Source organism: Streptomyces sp. MspMP-M5, from assembly GCF_000373585.1.
In the GTDB taxonomy this organism is placed as follows: domain Bacteria; phylum Actinomycetota; class Actinomycetes; order Streptomycetales; family Streptomycetaceae; genus Streptomyces.
In genome coordinates this window covers 1-19,123 of the sequence record NZ_KB891883.1, presented here as the reverse complement: position 1 = coordinate 19,123, position 19,123 = coordinate 1, and the positions used below count along the sequence as shown (strand labels likewise).

14 protein-coding genes are annotated in these 19,123 nt (G+C 68.6%); 8 read left to right on the top strand and 6 right to left on the bottom strand.

Annotated elements, in window-relative coordinates; genetic code table 11:
• Positions 1-8 precede the first annotated feature (8 nt).
• On the bottom strand, positions 9-1,451 hold the full coding sequence (locus tag B073_RS0111880; RefSeq protein WP_018538317.1) for a family 2B encapsulin nanocompartment shell protein: 1,443 nt from the start codon (positions 1,449-1,451) through the stop codon (positions 9-11).
• A gap of 654 nt (positions 1,452-2,105) precedes the next feature.
• On the bottom strand, positions 2,106-3,098 hold the full coding sequence (locus B073_RS0111875) for an esterase/lipase family protein (protein ID WP_018538316.1): 993 nt from the start codon (positions 3,096-3,098) through the stop codon (positions 2,106-2,108).
• A 675-nt stretch (positions 3,099-3,773) separates the two neighbouring features.
• Between B073_RS0111875 and B073_RS0111865 the strand changes: the two genes are divergently transcribed.
• A complete protein-coding gene (locus B073_RS0111865; protein WP_018538314.1) occupies positions 3,774-4,298 on the top strand; it encodes a MepB family protein in 525 nt (174 codons plus the stop codon).
• A gap of 185 nt (positions 4,299-4,483) precedes the next feature.
• Here B073_RS0111865 and B073_RS0111855 read toward each other — a convergent pair whose 3' ends face one another.
• The 3 genes from B073_RS0111855 to B073_RS0111845 form a co-directional block, all read right to left on the bottom strand.
• A complete protein-coding gene (locus B073_RS0111855; protein WP_018538312.1) occupies positions 4,484-5,254 on the bottom strand; it encodes a class I SAM-dependent methyltransferase in 771 nt (256 codons plus the stop codon).
• A gap of 115 nt (positions 5,255-5,369) precedes the next feature.
• Positions 5,370-5,735 carry a hypothetical protein gene (locus tag B073_RS0111850; protein WP_018538311.1) on the bottom strand — a complete coding sequence of 122 codons (366 nt, stop codon included), beginning with the start codon at positions 5,733-5,735 and terminating at the stop codon, positions 5,370-5,372.
• Between the two features lie 148 nt (positions 5,736-5,883).
• Entirely contained in the window at positions 5,884-6,228 is a 345-nt protein-coding gene (locus B073_RS0111845) for a hypothetical protein (protein ID WP_018538310.1), read from the bottom strand.
• 638 nt (positions 6,229-6,866) lie between these two features.
• Between B073_RS0111845 and B073_RS0111840 the strand changes: the two genes are divergently transcribed.
• The 5 genes from B073_RS0111840 to B073_RS0111820 all read left to right on the top strand — a co-directional run bounded on the left by B073_RS0111840 (position 6,867) and on the right by B073_RS0111820 (position 15,679).
• Complete coding sequence (locus tag B073_RS0111840) at positions 6,867-7,976, top strand: hypothetical protein (RefSeq protein ID WP_018538309.1); 1,110 nt, start codon at positions 6,867-6,869, stop codon at positions 7,974-7,976.
• A gap of 170 nt (positions 7,977-8,146) precedes the next feature.
• Positions 8,147-8,935, top strand: coding sequence for a glycosyltransferase (locus B073_RS39820; protein ID WP_018538308.1), 789 nt, complete (start codon positions 8,147-8,149; stop codon positions 8,933-8,935).
• Positions 8,932-12,078: a glycosyltransferase family 4 protein gene (locus B073_RS42750; protein WP_051093988.1), complete on the top strand. Its 3,147-nt coding sequence runs from the start codon at positions 8,932-8,934 to the stop codon at positions 12,076-12,078. The genes B073_RS39820 and B073_RS42750 overlap by 4 nt, the downstream gene beginning before the upstream one ends.
• Complete coding sequence (locus B073_RS42745) at positions 12,075-14,738, top strand: glycosyltransferase (RefSeq protein WP_324608790.1); 2,664 nt, start codon at positions 12,075-12,077, stop codon at positions 14,736-14,738. The genes B073_RS42750 and B073_RS42745 overlap by 4 nt, the downstream gene beginning before the upstream one ends.
• 593 nt (positions 14,739-15,331) lie before the next feature.
• Positions 15,332-15,679: a hypothetical protein gene (locus tag B073_RS0111820; RefSeq protein ID WP_018538306.1), complete on the top strand. Its 348-nt coding sequence runs from the start codon at positions 15,332-15,334 to the stop codon at positions 15,677-15,679.
• 182 nt (positions 15,680-15,861) lie between these two features.
• Here B073_RS0111820 and B073_RS0111815 read toward each other — a convergent pair whose 3' ends face one another.
• A complete protein-coding gene (locus B073_RS0111815; protein ID WP_018538305.1) occupies positions 15,862-16,545 on the bottom strand; it encodes a hypothetical protein in 684 nt (227 codons plus the stop codon).
• 580 nt (positions 16,546-17,125) lie between these two features.
• On the opposite strand from B073_RS0111815, the gene rodA reads away from it, so the two are divergent.
• The gene (gene rodA, locus B073_RS0111810) at positions 17,126-18,292 is read left to right on the top strand and encodes a rod shape-determining protein RodA (RefSeq protein WP_026247286.1); all 1,167 of its coding nucleotides are present in this window, start codon (positions 17,126-17,128) and stop codon (positions 18,290-18,292) included.
• Positions 18,293-18,535: 243 nt separating this feature from the next.
• On the top strand, positions 18,536-18,880 hold the full coding sequence (locus B073_RS46335; protein WP_158690115.1) for a hypothetical protein: 345 nt from the start codon (positions 18,536-18,538) through the stop codon (positions 18,878-18,880).
• The last annotated feature ends 243 nt before the right edge of the window (positions 18,881-19,123 follow it).

Below are 19,123 nucleotides of genomic sequence, written 5' to 3'. Positions count from 1 at the left end.
CACCGGGGTCAGTCGGCGCTCCGGCCGAGCTGGACGTTCTCCAGGATTCCGACGGCGTCGGGCACGAGGATGGCCTGCGAGTAGTAGGCGGTGACGAGGTACTTGATGACGGCGGCCTGGTCGATGCCCATGAAGCGGACGTTCAGCCCCGGTTGGAACTCTTCGGGGATGCCCGTCTGGTACAGGCCGACGACGCCCTGGTCGGCCTCTCCGGTACGCAGCGCGATGATGCTGCTGGTGTGCTTGTCGCCGATCGGGATCTTGCCGCAGGGGAAGATCGGGACGCCGCGCCAGGCAGGGACCTCGTGCCCGTCGACGTCGGCCGTGCCCGGCACCAGACCGCGCTTGTTGCACTGCCGGAAGAAGGCGGCGATTGCCTTGGGATGGGCCAGGAACAGCCGTGTCTTGCGGCGCATGGACAGCAGCTCGTCCATGTCGTCGGGGGTCGGCGGGCCGGTGTAGGTGCTGATGCGCTGGCCGTAGTCGGTGTTGTGCAGCAACCCGAACTCGCGGTTGTTGACCAGCTCCCACTCCTGGCGCTCGCGGATCTCCTCGACGGTGAGCCGGAGTTGCTGCTGGGTCTGGTCCATGGGTTCGTTGAAGAGGTCGGCGACCCGGCTGTGGACCCGGAGCACGGTCTGGGTCAGCGAGAGCTCGTACTCGCGCGGGGCGAGGTCGTAGTCGACGAAGCCGCCGGAGAGCGTCGGCTCGCCGACGTGCCCTGCCTGTACCGGCACATCGGCCTCACCCTTGCGGTTCATGGGGCGCTGCTGCTGCTCCGCGTACGCCGACAGGTGTGCGGCCAGGCTCGGCGCGCGGCCGGTGAACTCCTGGAGCACGTCCCAGGGCAGGACCATCAACACGGCCGCGGTTTCGGCCCGGACCGAACTCAACCAGCGCGGGTCGGTCTGGCCGATCGCCTCGTCCCCGATCTGGTCGCCGTCCGTGACGACGCCGATGACCTCCTCGTCGCCGTACTTGCCCGGCTTGTAGCGGGCGAACCGGCCGTGGACTACGAGGAACGCCTCGGTGACGGGCTGCCCCGCTTCGAAGAGTACCTGGCCGGCCCGGACCTCCCGGACACGGAAACGGCCGGCGATCTCCTTGAGGACCTCGATGTCGTCGTAGCCGCGCAGAACGGGGAGTTCGGTGAGGGTCTGCGGGATCACCCTGATGTCGTCCGCGCCGTTCTGCTCGAACTGGACACGTCCCCGGCCGACTCGGAGCTGCAGCCGCCGGTTGACCCGGTAGGTGCCACCTTTGACGTCCACCCACGGCAGCATCTTCAGCAGCCACCGCGACGTGATGGCCTGCATCTGGGGCACGGTCTTGGTGGTGGTGGCGAGTTGGCGTGCGGCCTGTGTGCTGAGGCTGGTGCCCGCGCCGTCCGCGGGCGCTGGGGGTGCGGGCTCTTCGGCGACGGAACCGGTGACGCTGTCCGGTGTGGACACATTCCCTCCCGGGACGTGAACAGAGGTGGGCAGTACGGCGATTGGGCGCAGGAGGCCGTCCGCAAGACAAGCGAAACAGGCTGGAGATCATTCCGGGTACAGCGTGAAGGGGGGCGCTTTCGCGCTGAGGGGGCGCAAACATCGAATCGATGCAGATGAATCTCTAGCGCGGATTACGCGCGCCCCCAGCTACCACGTTTCCTGGGCATACATGCCTCGTGACCTGGGCCAATCGCGTCCCTCGTTGGTGATCGGATCGCACAATCATCCGAGAGATGAGTGGCTGAGGGTTGGCCCGTCGATGCCGTCGACATCGTCGAAGCCGAGGCCGGATTATCGACGTGTCCCATGCCCCGCTCGTTCTCTGTGGCTCATGACGCGACGCGGCATCAACTCCGCACTTTCATAGGCCGATTGCGTGTCCGCGTACCAGGGGCAGGAAGACCTCGTCCACGCGATCCGGAGCGCGACTTCGACGCCGCCGGCTTCGGTGTGGTCAGGGTCCTGTCGCCCGGCCCGGCCGAAAGTCCGTATGCGGGGCTGGGGTGGGAGCCCAAGGCCGCCTTCCGGGCCTGGCCGAGTTCGGCCAGGCCCGGAAGGAGAGGGCGACGGCCGAGGGCTGATGCTCCGGTGAACGTGACTGGATGAGCTTCCCTACTTGACGATGGAGGTGCAGGTGGTGGGGGTGGCGTGGGCCGGGTCGAGTGCGTTGGCCGTCTCGTGGAAGGCGATCCGGTCGAGCAGGCCGAGGCTCGCATGCATGGAGATGTCGAGGGGGCACAGGTCCTGGATCAGGATGTTGTGGACGCCGGGGCCGTGCAGGAACTCCGAGCCGAGAGGCGTGACGACCTCGTCGTACTTGGTGGCGATGACGGTGTAGTGGACACCGGGGAGGGTCTCGCGCCCGGCATTGAGACGGCGCAGCAGCGGGGAGCCGGCCTTCTGCTGGATCAGTCCCGGCGTGAGCGTGTGGAGGGTCTGCTTGATCGGGGCGATGTCCACGAGCTCGGACAGGCCGTGCAGGTCGGTGCCGTGGTTGTCGGGGGCCAGCCCGACCAGCGTATGGACCTTGTGGCGGCCGCCGTGGAACTTCATGTACACCCGCGGCATCATGCCGCCCTGCGAGTGGCCGACGATATCGACCTTCTGCGCGCCCGTCGCGGCGAGCACCCGGTTCACGTAGGCGGCGAGCTGCCTGGCAGAGTCGTCGATCGGACCGAGCCCTCCGACGAGGGGGAGGATGGGCAACTGCCCGTAGGTCAGGGAGAAGACGCAGTAGCCGCGGGCCACCAAGTAGGGTGCGAGGCCCAGCCAGTTGTCGACGCCGTTGCCGAAAGTGCCGTGGGTCAGGACGACCGGGCGAGGATGGCGGCGGGAGGGCTTGCAGGAGAAATTGTTCCAGCCGCTGCTGACGGGGCCCGCCCAGGGGGCATGACGGGCGATGACTGCGGCCGAGGGCCGGAGCAGCGGCAGTCCCAGGGGGCCTCGTAGGGGGGCGATGGCCGGTGACTCGACGGGTACGACGAGCGGTTTGCCGGTGGGTGCGGTGGCCGAGGGGCGGGCGACAGCCGAGGGCGAAGCGGTGAGGCTGATGGCCAGAGTGGCTGCCGGGACGGCGGTGAGCAGGCTCGACCAACGCAGCTTCATACGGTGCTCCTTGCGGGGAAGAAGGCTCCGAAGTATTCGTGAGCCATTCGTCAGAGATCCGGATCGCAAGGGCCAACGTGGGACCGACGGGCAAGTTACGGCCGGTAATCATTCTGTCGCAGCGGATTCACGGGGGTGGACGCTGCGGACGGCCGCTCCAGATGGGGGGCATGCAGACGTCACCTTGCCCGACGGCGACGACGCGGGACTGGTTCACCACACTCCGGGGATCAGCCTGGGCATCCGGGCTGCGTACGACGGGTACTCCTCGCCCAGGGCGTCGAGCAGCATGCGTTCCTCGACGTGTATCCGATAGCCCACCGCATGAGCCACTCGGTCCGTTCGGTCCGCTCGCTACGGATGCGCTGGCGTATCTGGAGAAGGACCTCCGCCGCGAGCCAGACCCAGAGTGTGACGATGAGCGCGGTGTTCACAGCGTGGTGCAGCACGCCATCTCCCGGCTGTTCCCGGACCCCGTACCCCGACACGGGGTCGTACGACGTCAGCTTCGCACCGGGCGCGGGTGGAGTGGATCCACTCTGGGGTGGAGCCCGGGTGGATACCCGACCATGGCCTCCATGGGTTGCTTGACCTTGCCGGCCTCGTCTGACCTTGCTCGCGGAGCCGGCAGTGGCCGGGCCAGGGCAGCGACGGGCGCCATGGCAGGATGGGGGCGTGGTGACGAATCAGCCGTGGGCGGGGCTTCACGGGGACCTGCTGGTGGCGAAGGCTTCGGTGTACGCCCCGGGGGGTTTTGCCTGCTCACTGCCGGTGCCCGAACCGGAGAGCGCCGAGTACGCGGCTTGCGGGTTCACCCTTGACGGCCGCTCGGTCCGCTTCCGCGTGGCCAAGACCACCCCGACGAAGGTGGGCCAGTTCGTCACCGTGTGGCAGCGGTCCGACGAGGGGCCGATCCGGCCCTTCGACGCCGACGACGGGGTGGACCTGTTCATCATCAGCAGCCGCGATGACGACGGCTTTGGACAGTTCGTGTTCCCGCGCGAGGTGCTGTGCGAGCGCGACATCGTCTCCCGCAACGGTTCCGGTGGGAAGCGCGGATTCCGCGTCTACCCGCCCTGGGTGACCACGACCAACAGGCAGGCCCGCAGCACCCAGGCATGGCAGGTGAAGTACTTCTTCGACCTCGGTCACGACGGGCCCGCCGACCTGACGCGCGCCCACGCGCTCTATCACCCGTAGGTGCCGGCTCTACCTCTGTGCCCCTGTGCCTGTCGTGCCCGCTGTGCTACGCACGGTGCGCCTGCGCATCGTCCAGGCGCAGCGGGGACAGCGCGGTGTCGAACTCGGGCGGCCGGCTGAACGCTGAGCGCTCCGCCTCGGCCGCCACCTCGGGATCGCAGTGCTCCCTGCGAAGCAGCTGCCGCTCAGGACAGCCGTCGCAGGATGAGGAGGAGGTTCCAGGTGGCGAACTCGCGTATGCCTGGGAGGCGGGGGATGGCTTCGGTGAGGAACGGCGCGTAGCGGGATCGGGCCGTCAGCACGGTGACGTCGTCACGGCCGCGTACATGCTTCATGGTTGGGCCGATGTGGACGGCGAAGAGGTTCCTGCCGAGGGTGTGCTTGGCCGGATGGCCGGTGCGCTTCAGATAGCGCCGGCGGGCGCGATCGGCGCCGAAGTAGTGCCAGGGCGCTGTCTCATGACCGCCCCAGGGTGAGAGCCAGTTGGTGAAGGCGCAGTAGATCAGCCCGCCGGGCCGGGTGACGCGGACCATTTCGTCGAGGAAGGTCCGTGGCTCTGCCACATGCTCCAGGACGTTGGAGGAGAAGCAGATGTCGGCCGCGCCGTCGGTGAAGGGAAGGTGGCAGCCGTCGGCCATCACCGCGTTGTGGGGAGCCCGTCCCTGGGCGGTCAGTTCGCGCAGATCGGGCTCGACGAGGCAGGCTCGCGCGCCTCGGAGGCGGAACTCCTCTGTGAAGTACCCACTGCCACCACCGATGTCGATCACGAGGGCGTCGTCGAGGGAGATGTGGCGTTCGATCTGGTCGGCGGAGTCCCGGGCGAGCAGGCGGTAGCAGCTCTCCGGGTCGGTCCGCTCGTTCCGGAAGGAGTGGAAGAGGGCCAGCGAGCGTCGCAGGGACGGGTCGCGCGGGGCTCGGTGGGGCGTCGAGCCTTTGAAGGTGGGGGGTGAACTCACCGTGGGGAAGCCCCCTTTGGGGAAGACGGGACGAGGTGTCCGAGCGCCCGCCTCACTGCGTCGTCGGCAATGGGGCGGACGTTCGGCCATGACTACTGCTGGGCTGCCGGCAGGTTCACCGGTGGCCGTCCTCCAGCTCGGCGATGACCAGCACCTCGACCCAGCCGCGGTACGCGAAGCTCGCGTTGTGCCGCGCGTCCACGCGGGGGCTCAGCTGGGCACGTACCGTGATTTCGGCATCGTGCTGGTACGCGTTCGGGTCGATCGACAAAATGATGTCCTCAAGTCCGATCTCGAAGTCCTCGGACCTGCCGTTCTGGGTGACTTCCAGGTGGAACGACCTCAGCGCGACGTCGACGATGGGACGGTTCCTGTCGTTCAACCGGATCTTGCCCGGGAAATCAACCCCGGCCGCGGATACTGCGGACTGGTCGAGACCAGTAGGCGCGATGGTGATTTTCTGCGGCAGAAAGGCGAGCATGTGGAACTCCCTCCAGGGGAAGTCGGTGCCGGCGGTTCGTACCGGCACGACAGGTCGGTTTGTTTGAGCGGAGAGGGCGCGAGCGCTGTAGCCGCACCGCGCTACTGCGGCGGGCGGCAGCGCCTGTGCATTACCGGGGTTTACCGGATCAGCGGTGGCCGTCTTCCAGCTCGGCGATGACCAGAGCGGTCACCGTGCCGGTGAAGAGCCAGTCCCGATTCGGAGACGCCGGCCGCAGGTTCAGCCTCGCCGCGACTGTGCCGTTCCGGCTGCCGCCCGATGTCACCTCCACCTCAAGCTCTTCACGCCCGATGACGGATTCCTTCGGGTTCTTGTACTCGAGCGCGAACGCACTCATTGCCGCGTTGATGACCGGCACGCCGTCGTCGTCCCGACGGATCTTTCCCGGGATGGTGAAGTTTCCGGTCCCCAGCATCCCGTCCACGCAGTTACCGTTTACGTCGATCGTGACACGTTCGAAAAAGAGTGCCATGGCTTCGTTCTCCTGTTCGGATTGATGCCGTTAGTGACCTGTGACGTGTCGAGGTCGCTCGCGAGATGGCCTCGGACGGGCCTGCCGCCAGGGAAGGCCGTCGGTCTTCAGTTCGGCGCGCCGGTGGTGACATCGAGGAGCCGCTGGAAGGCGCCGGCGCGATGGAGACGGGGATAACGACCTCCGCTCTCGCGGACCGCGAACGCTGCGGTGGCACCCCCGCCTTGGGTCGGACCAGTTTCAGGTGCGGATTTGCGAGCGAGCAAGAACCCGCCGAAGGGAAATCCGTGTGTGTTGGCCGAATTTCCATGTCCGGGGCGCCGGGCGAACCGTTTTATCGCGCTTCTCCCATGGAAGTGCGGGTGGCCCGAGATGGCTTGTTTTTGTTTTCTGGGGCGATCGTGGGATTCGAGCCGTACTGCCGGACCAAATATCCCCTGGTCGGGGCGCATTGACAACTCGTCGGCAAGGGGAGTATCGCGCGTTCGATGCCCAGTTGGCCGGGGCAGGGAAGTGCCGTCGGGAGGCTGGCCTGATGTGGGCGAACGCGTATGAAGCGTAAACCTTTTTCGGGTCAGGGGATTTGACCTCGGGTAGCGTCCCTGGCATCCCAGCCGGACATGCGAGAGGGGACAGTTATGGGCTTCATCATTGCCCAGGGATTGCCGCTGCCGGTGAATCTGCAGCAGGGCGAGTACGGGTTCTTCCCGATCGATCTGCTGCTGACGCCGCACAGTGAGCCCATCAAGGGCGAGAAGCTTGTGCTCGCCGTCACGCTGCCACAGGGGGTCACCTTCCCCGATGACGGCAAGGTCTTCTACAACGCCCCGGGCGTGGTCCGCCGCGAGCTGCACGTCCTGGACTACGACAGGGCAAACCACCTCCTGCGGTTCGAGAACACCGTTCACCTCGACGACGGTTCGCCGGAGGCGGGCGGGTTCTACTCGGTCGGTGTCAGGGTGCTCGACGACGCACGGCCCGGACTGGTCTGGGGCCAGGTGGAGATCGGCACGAGCAAGGCTCCGTTGCGCATCCAGATCACCGTCCCGCAGCCGACCGAAAACCTCATCGTCAACGGTGGGTTCGTCCACTACGAGTTCACGTCGGGGGACGGGTGGTACGACAACAAAGGCACCGAGTACGCCAAGGACCTCCGGCAGATCGGCTCCTGGAAGGTGGGCCAGTACGAGGGCAAGGGTGCCTGGCACACCTCGGAAACCGGTGAGCCCGGCACGTTCATCGATCTGCTCAAGGGCGACACGATCGGGAACTTCCCGCAGGACACGGAGTATCCCTTCGTCCCGCACGAGAACATCGTCGACATCGACGGGGCCAAGTCCTGCGGGTTCATCAAGCAGACCGTCACGGTGAGCCCCGGCTCGTGGTATGAGCTGTCGTTCTACACCGGCTACCACTTCCTGAGGACGCCGGTCTCCGCCCCCACCTACCTGCGGGCCGAGGTCCTCGCCGGCGACCCCGCTGCCGAGGGCGCCGCCCTGGCCTGGGACGACTACGTCCAGTACTACACCGGGCAACAAGTGACCCCGGCCAAGGCGAAGCTCAACGACCCGGCCTGGCGCAAGCGCCGGCTCCGCTTCCGCACGCCGGCCGGCGTCGACCAGGTGACGGTGCGGTTCGCCAACCCCGGACGCGCCGGCTTCGACCATGAGCTCAGTGCCGATCCGGACGGCGACACCGGGATGCTCCTCGCGCACATCCGCCTCAGCCCCGCGCCGCCCGCCCCGTAAACGTGGGCACCAGGAGCCGGTGGTCTCTCCCGTCACGTCGACCCGTGGACGGCGGGGACTACCGGCTCCGACGCGATCCGCTCAAGTCCGTCTGCGTACGCAGTACCGCAAGAGCCCCCAGGCATGGCAAGAAGGAGACCTCTGTAGTGCAAGCGCCCCAGGTAGCAGGCATGGACGCCCCTGTCCCGATACCGGCAACCGCTTCCGATCCGGCCGTTGGCTTCTGCGACCTCGAACTCCTCATCCCCGCCTACAACGAGGAAAACCGCCTGGCCCCCACCGTGCAGGCCCTCTCCGAACATCTGCGCGGCCTGCCGCTGACCGCCGCGCTGCGCGTCATCGACAACGGCAGCAGCGACCGCACCGCCGAGTGCGTGGACCGCCTCTCCGCCGCCGGCATCCCCGTCACGGTCACCGGCTGTTCCCGGCGCGGCAAGGGAGCAGCCGTCTCCCGAGGCATGATCACGACCCGCGCGACCCGATGGGTCGGCTTCTGCGACGCCGACCTGGCCACGCCCGCCACCGCCCTCGACGACGCGCTCGAACTCCTGCGGGACGGCTGGCACGTCGTGCTCGGCTCGCGCCGCTGCCACGGAGCACGCATACCGGTGCCGCAGCCCGCTCTGCGACGGCTCGGCGGCGCCGGCTTCCGGCTGCTGACCCGCCGGCTCTGCGGGCCCGTCGCAGACACCCAGTGCGGATTCAAGTTCTTCCAGGCACAGGCCGCGCGCCGACTCTTCGCCGAGGTCACCGCCACCGGCTTCGCCTTCGACCTCGAAGTGATCGCACGCGCCAGAGCCCTCCAGCTCAGCCTGACCGAGTTCCCCGTCATGTGGAACGACCAACAGGGTTCCACCTTCCGCCCGTTCGCCGACGGCCTACGGGTGGCCGCAGAACTGTGGCGACTGCACCGCACCCTGCCCCGCATCCACTCCCGCCTGTCCGAGGGAGCCGGATGAGCCAGGACGACGCCTGGGCCGAGGTCGGTGACTGGCGAGGCCGTCATGTGGTCGTGTGCAACTGGCGGGACGGCCGCCACCCCCAGGCGGGTGGCGCCGAACTGTACTGCGAGGAGACCGCCAGGGAGCTGCGTACGGCCGGTGCACAGGTCACCTTCCTGACCGCCCGCCCCCGCGGCACGGCCCGCCGTGAGCGCACCGACTACGGCACCGTGGTACGCGGCGGCAGCCGGTTCACCGTCTACCTCTTCGTGCTCCTGTGGCTGCTGCGGCACCGCCGCTCGGTGGACGGCGTGATCGACTCCCAGAACGGCATCCCCTTCTTCACCCCACTGGTCCTCCCGCGCCGCACGCCCGTGGTGCTCCTCATCCACCACGTTCACCAGGGCCAGTTCGCCCTGTGGTTCCCCCCGCCCCTGGCAGCCCTCGGACGCTGGCTGGAGAACCGGGGCAGCGCTCTGGTGTACGGCCGTCGGGCCATCTGCGCGGTCTCGCCCTCCACCCGTACCGAGATCCGCGGGCGTCTTGCACTACGCGGACCGGTGCACTTCGCACCGGCGGGCCTGGCCCCAACACCTGGTTCCCCCGGGACGGTTTCGGCCGGCGCACCGTCGCCGCCTCGGCAGCGCGCCGCCGCACCACGCATCGTGTGCGTCGGCCGACTCGTCCGGCAGAAGTGCGTCGACCGCCTGGTCCGGGCCATGTTCGCGCTGCGCCGCGACGTACCGGACACCGAACTGCACATCGTCGGCGACGGCGACGCATACGACGGGCTGCGCGCCCTCGTCGACGAACTCGGCCTCGACAAGACGGTCGTCCTGCACGGCCGGGTGCCGACGGAGGATCGGGACGCGCTGGTCGAGTCCGCATGGATCACCGCCTCCGCCTCATGCGCCGAGGGATGGGGCCTGTCCGTGATGGAGGCCGCGGCGACCGGCATACCCGCCGTGGCCTTCGACGTTCCGGGACTGCGCGACACGATCCGGCACGGCGTCACCGGCTGGCTCCTCGAACCCGAAGCGGACCTCGCGGCCGGTCTCGCCAAGGCACTGCAGGCCGTCGAATCCCCGTCCGAGGCCGCTCGTTGGGATGCGGACTGCCGAGCCTGGGCGGCCCGATTCACCTGGACCGCCACCGTCGGCCACCTCCTCGCCGCGCTGACCGCCGAGGAACACCGGCTGCGCCGCGGCCCCCGAACCGACCGCCGCACCGTCACCGACACCTGCACACTGGTCAGCGCACCCGCCGCACTGCTCCGGCGCGCGGAACTCGGTGCGCTGCGCACCACCGACCTGGTGGACACCACCAGCCCCGACCCCGGCCTGCTCCTGCTCGGTGCGGACGAGCGGGACGCCGAACGCATCCTGCGGCGCATCGGACTGGATCCGCACGACCCTCGCATCTCGATACGCCTCGCCAGGCACGGCGACATCCTCGGATGGCCCGCCCACCCGCCGCCCCACCGGCCACAACCTCAGCACCCCCGAGCCACGGATCAGCCCCCCGCGCGGACGGCTCCTCGAACCGCCCCTGCCTGGCCTCCTTTCTCTCTCTTCGCCCCCTTCACCCTCTGTGCCCTCTTCGTCCTCGCGCTGGCACTGCGGCTGACCTTCATCCAGCGTTCCTACGACGTCTTCGTCGACGAGGTCTACTACACCGTCATCAGCCACAACCTCGCCGACGGCCACGGCCCGACATTCGACGGGAAGTTCTTCGCCCTGCACCCACCCGCCGTCTTCGCGTTGCTGGCAGCCGTCATGCGGATCACCGGACTGGGCTCCGCCGACCTGCTGCACCTGGTACTCCAGCTCCGATCGGTGCTCGCGATCGTCGGATCGCTGGCCGTGGTCGCGGTGACCATGCTGCTGCGCCGCGCCGTCCGGTGGCCGATCGCACTGGCCGCCGGACTGTTCCTGGCGCTGGACCCGTTCCTCAACCGCTTCGACAGCCGGGTGCTCCTGGAGGCGCCGGCCGTCGCCGCCGCCGCGCTCGGCTGGCTGGCCCTCGCCCGCAGACCGGCCACCTTCCGGGGCCGTATCGCCACCGGCGCGGTCGCAGGGCTGCTGTTCGCAACCGCAGTCACCTCCAAAGAGCCCTACGCCCTGGAGACATTCGTACCCGTGACGGTGCTGGTGTGGATCGGACACCGTTCGGCCCGGAGCATGCGACTGACCGCGGCCGTCGTCACCCTCGCCGGCTACGCCGTCTACCTCGTCTCGACAGTGGCCGTCGGGGCCTGGCCCGCATGGTGGGCACAGAAGACCGACGGCATCGCCCGCGCCCTCGGCCTCAAACAGATCAGCGGCTTCAACAGCAACGACGGCTCGGTGAGCTTCACCGCACGGCTCATCGCCCAACTCGGCCAGTTCGCCGTCCCCTACACGCTGATCGCCCTCGGGACGGCAGCCACCGCATGGCTGCTGTGGCTGAGGCTCCGGCGGCCCCTGCGCCTCGCCGGCCCGCCAGGACGGACACCGCTGCTCGCCTGGGCCGTATGCACCCTGCTGCATCTGGCGTACGCCATAGCCGTCGGCACCCTGGAAGAGCAGATGTTCTACCCGCTGGTCGTCACCAGCACCGCCACGCTCGCCCTCGCCGCCGACCTCGCCCGCCCCAGGCGTCCCTTCGCTTCCCGACTGTCCCCTCGCCGCCGACGCAGCACGCCTGCCAGGGCCCTCACCGCGCTCGCCGCCGTCGCGCTCACCGTCGACGCCCTCGTCTGGGTACGCGTCCACACCAGACACGACGACGCCTTTCGACGCACCTTGGCCTGGGTCCGTACGCACCTTCCGCGCGACAGCGTCCTCGCGGCACAGGAGGAGACCGCCGATTTCCTGTTGCCAGGCACCCGCCTGGACGCCTGGCAGACACCTGCTGACCTGGTACGCGTACACGCCGACTACGTTGTGCTCTCCACCGAATTACAGACCCAGGGATACGGGCGGCTGGGACGACGGTTGGCCGGCCAGTTGGAGCGGCACGCCCGGCTCCTCCACCGCGAACCGGGGCGGACGGCCGGCGAGTTGCGCGTTTACGACGTAGGCCGACTGGTCGCCGAGGCCAGACGCGGGAGCGGGACCGGACGTGGGGGCGGGCCTGGACTCGACCATGGGAACGGGACCGGGACGGGGGCCGAACGGTGACCGTACCTCCCTCCCGCCTGTCGCCCGCGCCTCCTGCCCCGGGACCGACCCCCGCGGCTTCGCCACCCCCGCCTGGCGGCACCGCGGTCCGCGGTGCCGCCCTGCTCACCCTCTCCGCCGTGCTGGTGGGGGTGAGTAACTACGGCCTCTCGCTCTTCCTCGTCCGCCTCCTGCCCCCAGCCGAGTTCACGGTCTACTCCTCGGTCTCCTCGGTCCTGCTCAGCGTCGGGACGCTCGCCGGCGCCACCGTGCCCTGGGTACTCGCCCGCGAGGTGGCGACCACCGCGCCAGGCAGCGCACGGCGTCGGCTGGCGCTGCGCTCCTGCCTGTGGCTGGCGCTCGGACTGTCCCTGCTGTGCGCCGCTGGGGCCTGCGGTGCGGTCGCCTCCTACGCCGGCCTGGGGCCGCTGGCCGGCCTCACGGCGGCATGTGTGACGGTGTGGCTCAACTCAGTCGGCGCCGGACACCTCCAAGGAAGCCGCCGCTTCGTCGGGCTCGCCCTGCTGCGCGTGGCCGAAATGGCCGTTCGGATCGCTGCGACCCTCGCCGGGGTGCTCGCCGGCTGGGGCAGCGCCGGCGCCGTCGGCGCGTTCGCCGTCGGCGCGGCAGCCACCTCGGCCGCCGGGCTCACCGTCGTAGCGAGGCAGGAAAGGGCGGGACGGCGACGGGACACCCGGCGGTGCGGAACCCGGTCGACCTACGACGACGGTCTGTGGCGCCGCGCGCTGGCCATCGGCGGCATCCAGGTCCTGGCCTGTCTCCTCTTCACCCTCGATGTGGTGGTCGCCGCGGCGGTGCGGGGCGGCTCCGCCGAACTGGCGCCCTACCAGGCCCTGCTCGTCCTCGCCCGGGTACCGCTCTTCCTCTCCACCGCCCTCGCCACGGTCGTCTTTCCCCGCCTGGCCGCAACCGAGGTACGCGCCAAGTCCCGCCACAGCGGTACGGGCTTCCGGGACACCGTCCGGCTGCACTGGATCGGCGGAGTCGCAGTAACCGCAACCGTTGCCACCTGCCCCGGACCAGTGCTCGCCCTCGTCCTGCCCCAGCACTACGCCTCCTCGGCCGCGCTGCTGCCGCCGCTCGCCCTCGCCGGATTCGCCAGTGCCACCACGGTGCTGATGACCACCGTCTTCCAGGCATGGGGCCCGGCGCGTACCGTCACCAGCACGCTGGCCGTCGCCGGGCTGACCGGCGGCGTCCTCTACGCCGCCCTTGCCGCCAACCTCCAGGCATTGGCCTGGGCTTCGGCAGGCATCACCGGCGCCGTCGCGGTCATCACCACCACGCTCGCACGCCGCCGGATCCTCGGGCTGGGCCCACTCGCCGGGGCTCTCGCCCCACTCACCGCGGGCGCCGCCGTCACCACCGTGTTGCTGGCGCTCCGCCCGCACCCCGCACTGTGGACCGCAGCCGCACTGGCCACCGTGAGCGGCGCCGCATACGCCGTTCGGCCGCGCCGGCGTCGCCCGGGCCCCTACCGCGTACTCCACCTGGGCTTCGAGGACCCCCAGCAGCCAGGCGCCGGCGGCGGCGCACTGCGCACACACGAGGTCAACCGGCGACTGGCGGCGCGCGGGATCGAGATCACCGTCATCTGCGCACCCTGGCCAGACTGCTCCGCAACGGTGCGCGACGGAGTCCGCTATCTGCCCGTGCCCACCCGCCTCGGCCCGCTCGTCCACCGCCGTTTCGTGCCCCAACTCGCCTACTACGCAACGGTCGTCACGACACTGGGCCGCCTGACCCGCCGATACGATCCGGACCTCGTCGTAGAGGAGTTCGGCGTCCCGTTCTCGTCGGTCTGCATCCCGTACCTCACCCGCCGACCAGTCGTCGGCGTGGTGCAGGCGCTGGCCGCGGAGGCCAAGGCCCGCGAGTACGGACTGCCCTTCGACACCGTCGAACGGCTCGGTATCGCCTCGCACAGCTCGCTCATCGCGGTCAGCGACAGCCTGGGCGCGGAACTGCGCCACCGCAACACCACCGCGACCGTCACGGTCATCCCCAACGGCCTCGATCCGGCAGCCTTCACCCGCCGCACCGTTCCGCGCGGCGACCACCTGCTCTTCCTCGGCCGACTGGAGATGGCTTCGAAGGGTTTGGATCTCCTGTTGCACGCCTACGCCAAGGCCGCCCCCGCCGTCGCGGGCGACCTCTACATCGCCGGCGACGGCCCGCACGCCCACCGTGCCCGCACCCTCGCCGACGAACTGGGCATAGCGGCCCGCGTCCACTGGCTCGGCCGGATCAACGGCACGGACCGTTTCGACCTCATCGCCTCCGCCCGCCTGCTCTGCATGCCCAGCCGCTACGAAACCTTCGGCATGGTTGCCGCCGAATCCCTGGCGACCGGCACACCGGTGCTCGCCTTCGACATCCCTCACCTGCGCGACCTGGTCACCGACGACGTCGGCGTCCGCGTCCCACCCGCCGACGTCGACGCCTACGCAACCGCCCTGACCGCCCTGGCGAACGACCCGACCCGCTGCGCCTCCCTGGGCGCCAACGGGCCCTACCACGTACGCCACTTGGACTGGGACAAGGCCGCCACCGCCCAACTCAAGACATACCAGACAGCCTCTGCGCCGCCTGACACCATGCCCGACGAAGAAACCCCACCGAGGCGAGGACCTGCCCCTGACACCGAACGCCTTACATGAGCCTTGCGCCCCGTCGCACACAAGCAGGACGGACGGTAAGAAGGCGCGACAGGTTGATGATCCGAGTCCCATCGAGACGCTTGAGCAGCACCAGGACGGGACCGGGTCCCGTCTCGACGATCCCAGCGTCCGCATCGTGCTACTCGCTCACAACAGCCGACCACATTCAGAAGGCCCCGGCCGAGTACGACGGAGTCCTCGCGCTCCACCCCTTGGGCGCTTATCACGCCGCTTTTGAACAGTACTCGTCCTTATGCCGTTTGGGACGAGTCCGAGGCGGTAATACGCCCGGTTGTCCCTTCAAGGGCCTCTCTCAGAGGCACGGCGGCAGCACACGTCAGCCGTCATGAGGATGCCATATGAGGAGAACACTCTTGGCGGACAGCAATCTGTTGAGCTGATCCATTTACTGCGGCCGGTACTTTGAAGCCGCCGAGAGTGCGAGTTATCCGATAAGCGAGGCACATTCAGGTCGCGGCAGTCGTGAAAACCAGCGTGTCACTGAGGAGTTACGACATCTTCCGCATTAGTTTTCGTAGCCGTACGAAGTCGATCAACTTCTGATCGCTTCCGTCCGATCTACCGGAGATGAAATGCGCAAGCTTCGTAAGGCCGCCGTTGTGATCGCCGTACTGGGCAGCGTTGGCCTCCTCGGCACCGGCACCGGCACCGCAAGCGCCTATGGCGGGAACCAGGGCGGGACGAACTCCTTCTCCAGTGAGAAGGAGGACGGCGGAAAGGGAGGCGGGAAGGAAGGACTCTTCAACGTCTCCCAGGGCACCCAGTGCCGGTCGCACGACCTGAACATCGACATCCTCGGAGCGGTCGGCGCCCTCGACGGTGCGCTGGGTAACGCTCTCAACGGCGAGGGCTCCTCGGGTGCGCAGCAGACCAAGCTGGGCTCCAGCATGGGCTGCAACAACGGCGCCTTCGAGAAGTAACAGCCAACGGACAGCCACAGCCCCGGTGCCCAAGCCGCTGCCTTGGGCACCGGGGCTCGCGCTGTCGACGTTCGCTGCCGTATCAAAGCAAGTCGCGCTTTCGGGCCCGCAGTTGGCCGGCGCTCCGAAGTCGGCCGGCGGCACCGTGCACCGTGGTGAGGTCGCCCGTCGGCTGGCGACTGCTACGTGGAGGGCCGGCCCGGCAACTCCAGCACGTCCATCAGGTGGCGTTGGGTATGGGCGTATGCCGCCTGGGCGTTGAGTGTTCCTACATCCACGTTCAGAACGTGCCACGGGGTCTGCGCGAGGAGGCGACGGGTCAGGGCGGCTTCGAAGCGGAGATGAGCGGCCGCCGACGAGAGGTCGTGAACGGCCCGAGTGCCCGGAGAGCCGGCAAGTTTCCGCACGTACCAGTCTTCCCAGGCATCGCCTTCTCGCTCGATGGCGCGTCGCAGCGCTGTCTCCGGATCGTCGTGGACATACACCACGGTGACGTGGGCCGGCTCCACGGCCCGGGACAGCTCTTTCATCACGTGCACGAGAGTGCCCTCGTCGTGCCCCCAGGCCACGAGGGACGGAATGAAGGGCAGAAGGGCATCCGTCACCAGGTAGTCCGTGCCCGCCGCGAGCGACTCCGCGACGTAGGTGCGAGTGCACTCAACTAAGGTCGCAGGCCGGACAGTGGCAGCCCCACCGGCGAATTCTTCAGCCACGGGCCCGAAGGCCGACCGGGTGAGAATGTCGGCCTCCTCGAAGTGGTCGACCGATGCGCCGAGGCCGGCAAGCCACTCGGCCACCGCACGGCACAGGGTGGACTTTCCGACCCCTGGGCTACTACCGATCACGGAGATGAGATGCGTAGTCATGGCGGCAGTCTCGCACCCGTGCGCAGTCCTTCACGGCCCGCCGCCGGCCGCGCCCTGGGGGCTTGGTGTCCGTGGGTGGCCACCGGTCGAAACAACTCGACGACGCTCCACATCCCTTGGGAAAGGGGCCAGCGCTTGACACAATTTTGACTGTCGCGTCCGGGTCGGTGGTCTCCGTCTCTAGGGCTTCACCGTAGGAAAAGGCGGCCATTAGGGGTTTTTGGGGCCGAGTTGGGCGGGTGTTGACCGAGTCGTGCGCCGGATGTACTTCGCCCGGGTAACACTGTCATAGTTCAATGATTGCGCAACTGGCGGATGGTAGCGTCCCGCCCAGTCCGGATCCCCGGCTAGCCGCGCAGAGCGCGGACAAAGTGACCGCGAGTGGGATACCTGGGAGGGAAATCGTGCGAGAACGTCTCGCGCTGGTTGTGGCTTCGGGTGGTGGGAACGCCGGGCGGGTTGCCGTCCGGACGCCTGCCGGGGCGGTATCTGTATCAGGTCCTCTCCCGAGGCGTGGTGCTCGTGTCTCCTTGCCTTGGCCAGGTGGGCGGCCGTGAAGGTCAGGAGCGAGTCCCTAGGGATGTGGCGGGTCCGGCCGACGGGATGGCGGGCCCTTGTAGCGCCTGGTTCGATGCTGCGGCGGTTGGACTGGCCGCTGCTGGGTGCCGCGCTGGCGCTGTCCGCGCTCGGCGCGGTGCTGGTGTACTCCGCCACGCGCGGGCGTACGCAGCTGACGGGCGGTGACCAGTACTCCTTCCTGGTCCAACATGTCGTCAACACCGTCATCGGCATCGCTCTGGCGACGGGCACGGTGTGGATCGGCTCGCGCCGACTGCGGGACCTGGTGCCCGTGCTCTATGGCATCACCCTTGTGTTGGTGCTTCTCGTGCTGACCCCGGCCGGCGCCACGATCAACGGGTCGCGGCGCTGGATCATCATCGGCGGGATGTCGATCCAGCCCGCGGAGTTCGTCAAGGTCACCATCGTGCTGGCGATGGCCGTACTGCTGGCCACCAAGGTGGACGTCGGCGACCGCCAGCGCCCCGACCACCGCAGCGTCCTGCAGTCGCTGGCGGTGGCGGGTGTGCCTGCGGCACTCGTGCTGCTCACCCCGGATCTCGGGCAGTTCATGGGTATCGGTGTGATCGTGCTCGGGGTGCTGCTCGTGTCGGGCGCGTCCCGACGCTGGATCGCGGGGCTCCTCGCCGTCGGCGTGATCGGTGCGGTGGCGGTGTGGCAGCTGCACCTGCTGGACCAGTACCAGGTCAACCGCTTCGCCGCGTTCGCCGATCCCGCCCTGGACCCGTCCGGGGTCGGCTACAACACCAGTCAGGCCCGTATCGCGATCGGATCGGGAGGACTGCTGGGGCAGGGGCTGTTCCACGGGGCGCAGACCAGCGGACAGTTCGTGCCCGAGCAGCAGACGGACTTCGTCTTCAGCGTCGCGGGGGAGGAGCTGGGCTTTGTGGGTGCCGGGGCGCTGATCGCCCTTCTCGGGATCGTCTTGTGGCGAGCGCTGCGCATTGCGCGAGAGTGCCCGGATCTGTACGGGACGGTGGTCTCGACGGGGATCGTTGCCTGGTTGGCGTTCCAGGCGTTCGAGAACATCGGCATGAATCTCGGCATCATGCCGGTCACCGGCCTGCCGCTGCCCTTCGTCAGTTACGGCGGCTCCTCCATGTTCGCCGGCTGGATTGCGATCGGCATTCTGCAATCCATTCGTCTCCAGCGTCCCATTGCCGCTTGAGGGGGATGAGCGGGATGACGGGGATGAGGGATGAGGGATGCCGGAGCGCTGTCGTCAGCGGTGAAGTCCCCGAAGGTGACGGTGACGGCGGAGGCGCCTTGGAATGCATGCGCCGATCTCTCGGAGTCGATTCTCTGAAAGCTCCTGGCATTCGCGAAGACCGACTTCCTGCACCTCTGTGACCTGGGGGCGGGCTCCTCGTTGTACACCGGCGGGCGCCTTAGAGGGGAAGGGGAGTTCGGTATGGCCTGGATCTGCCCACTGTGCAGCAGTCCCAATGCTGTCCCGTATTGCGTGACCCCACCGGGTGGTCTTCATGCGCTGCCGTGCATGGAGTGTCAGCGGAGTGTTGCCGTCGCGCATGCCCCGCTCGCCGAGGTGGTGGGTTCCGCGCCGTGCGGCACTGACGGCTGCGCCGGTGCGGTGGTCGACCTGTTCCGGTACGGCGCACAGGCGCAGCTCGTCGGCGTGGTCGAGGGGCGCTGCTCGGTGTGCGGCCTGCGGAAGCTGCGCGAGGTGACACGGGCCGCGACGAAGGGCATTCGTCGCACCTCGGTACCCGATCCGAGGACGCGCCTGCCGTCGTGAATGAGCGTGAATGACCGCGATCCGAGGAGGTAACGATGACTCCCGTATGCCCCACCTGTGAGCAGCCGATGCAGCTCAACCAGCCATCGGGGAACGTGCCTGCCGGTGTCTGGTGGCTCTGCTGCGGCAATGTCATCAGGCGGTCCGAGGGCGAGTACGAGATGCCGGCGGATCATCCACTCCGTCTCATGGGGATTGTGCGATGACTTGCCGGCGGCACGGCGGCACGGCGGCACGGCGGCA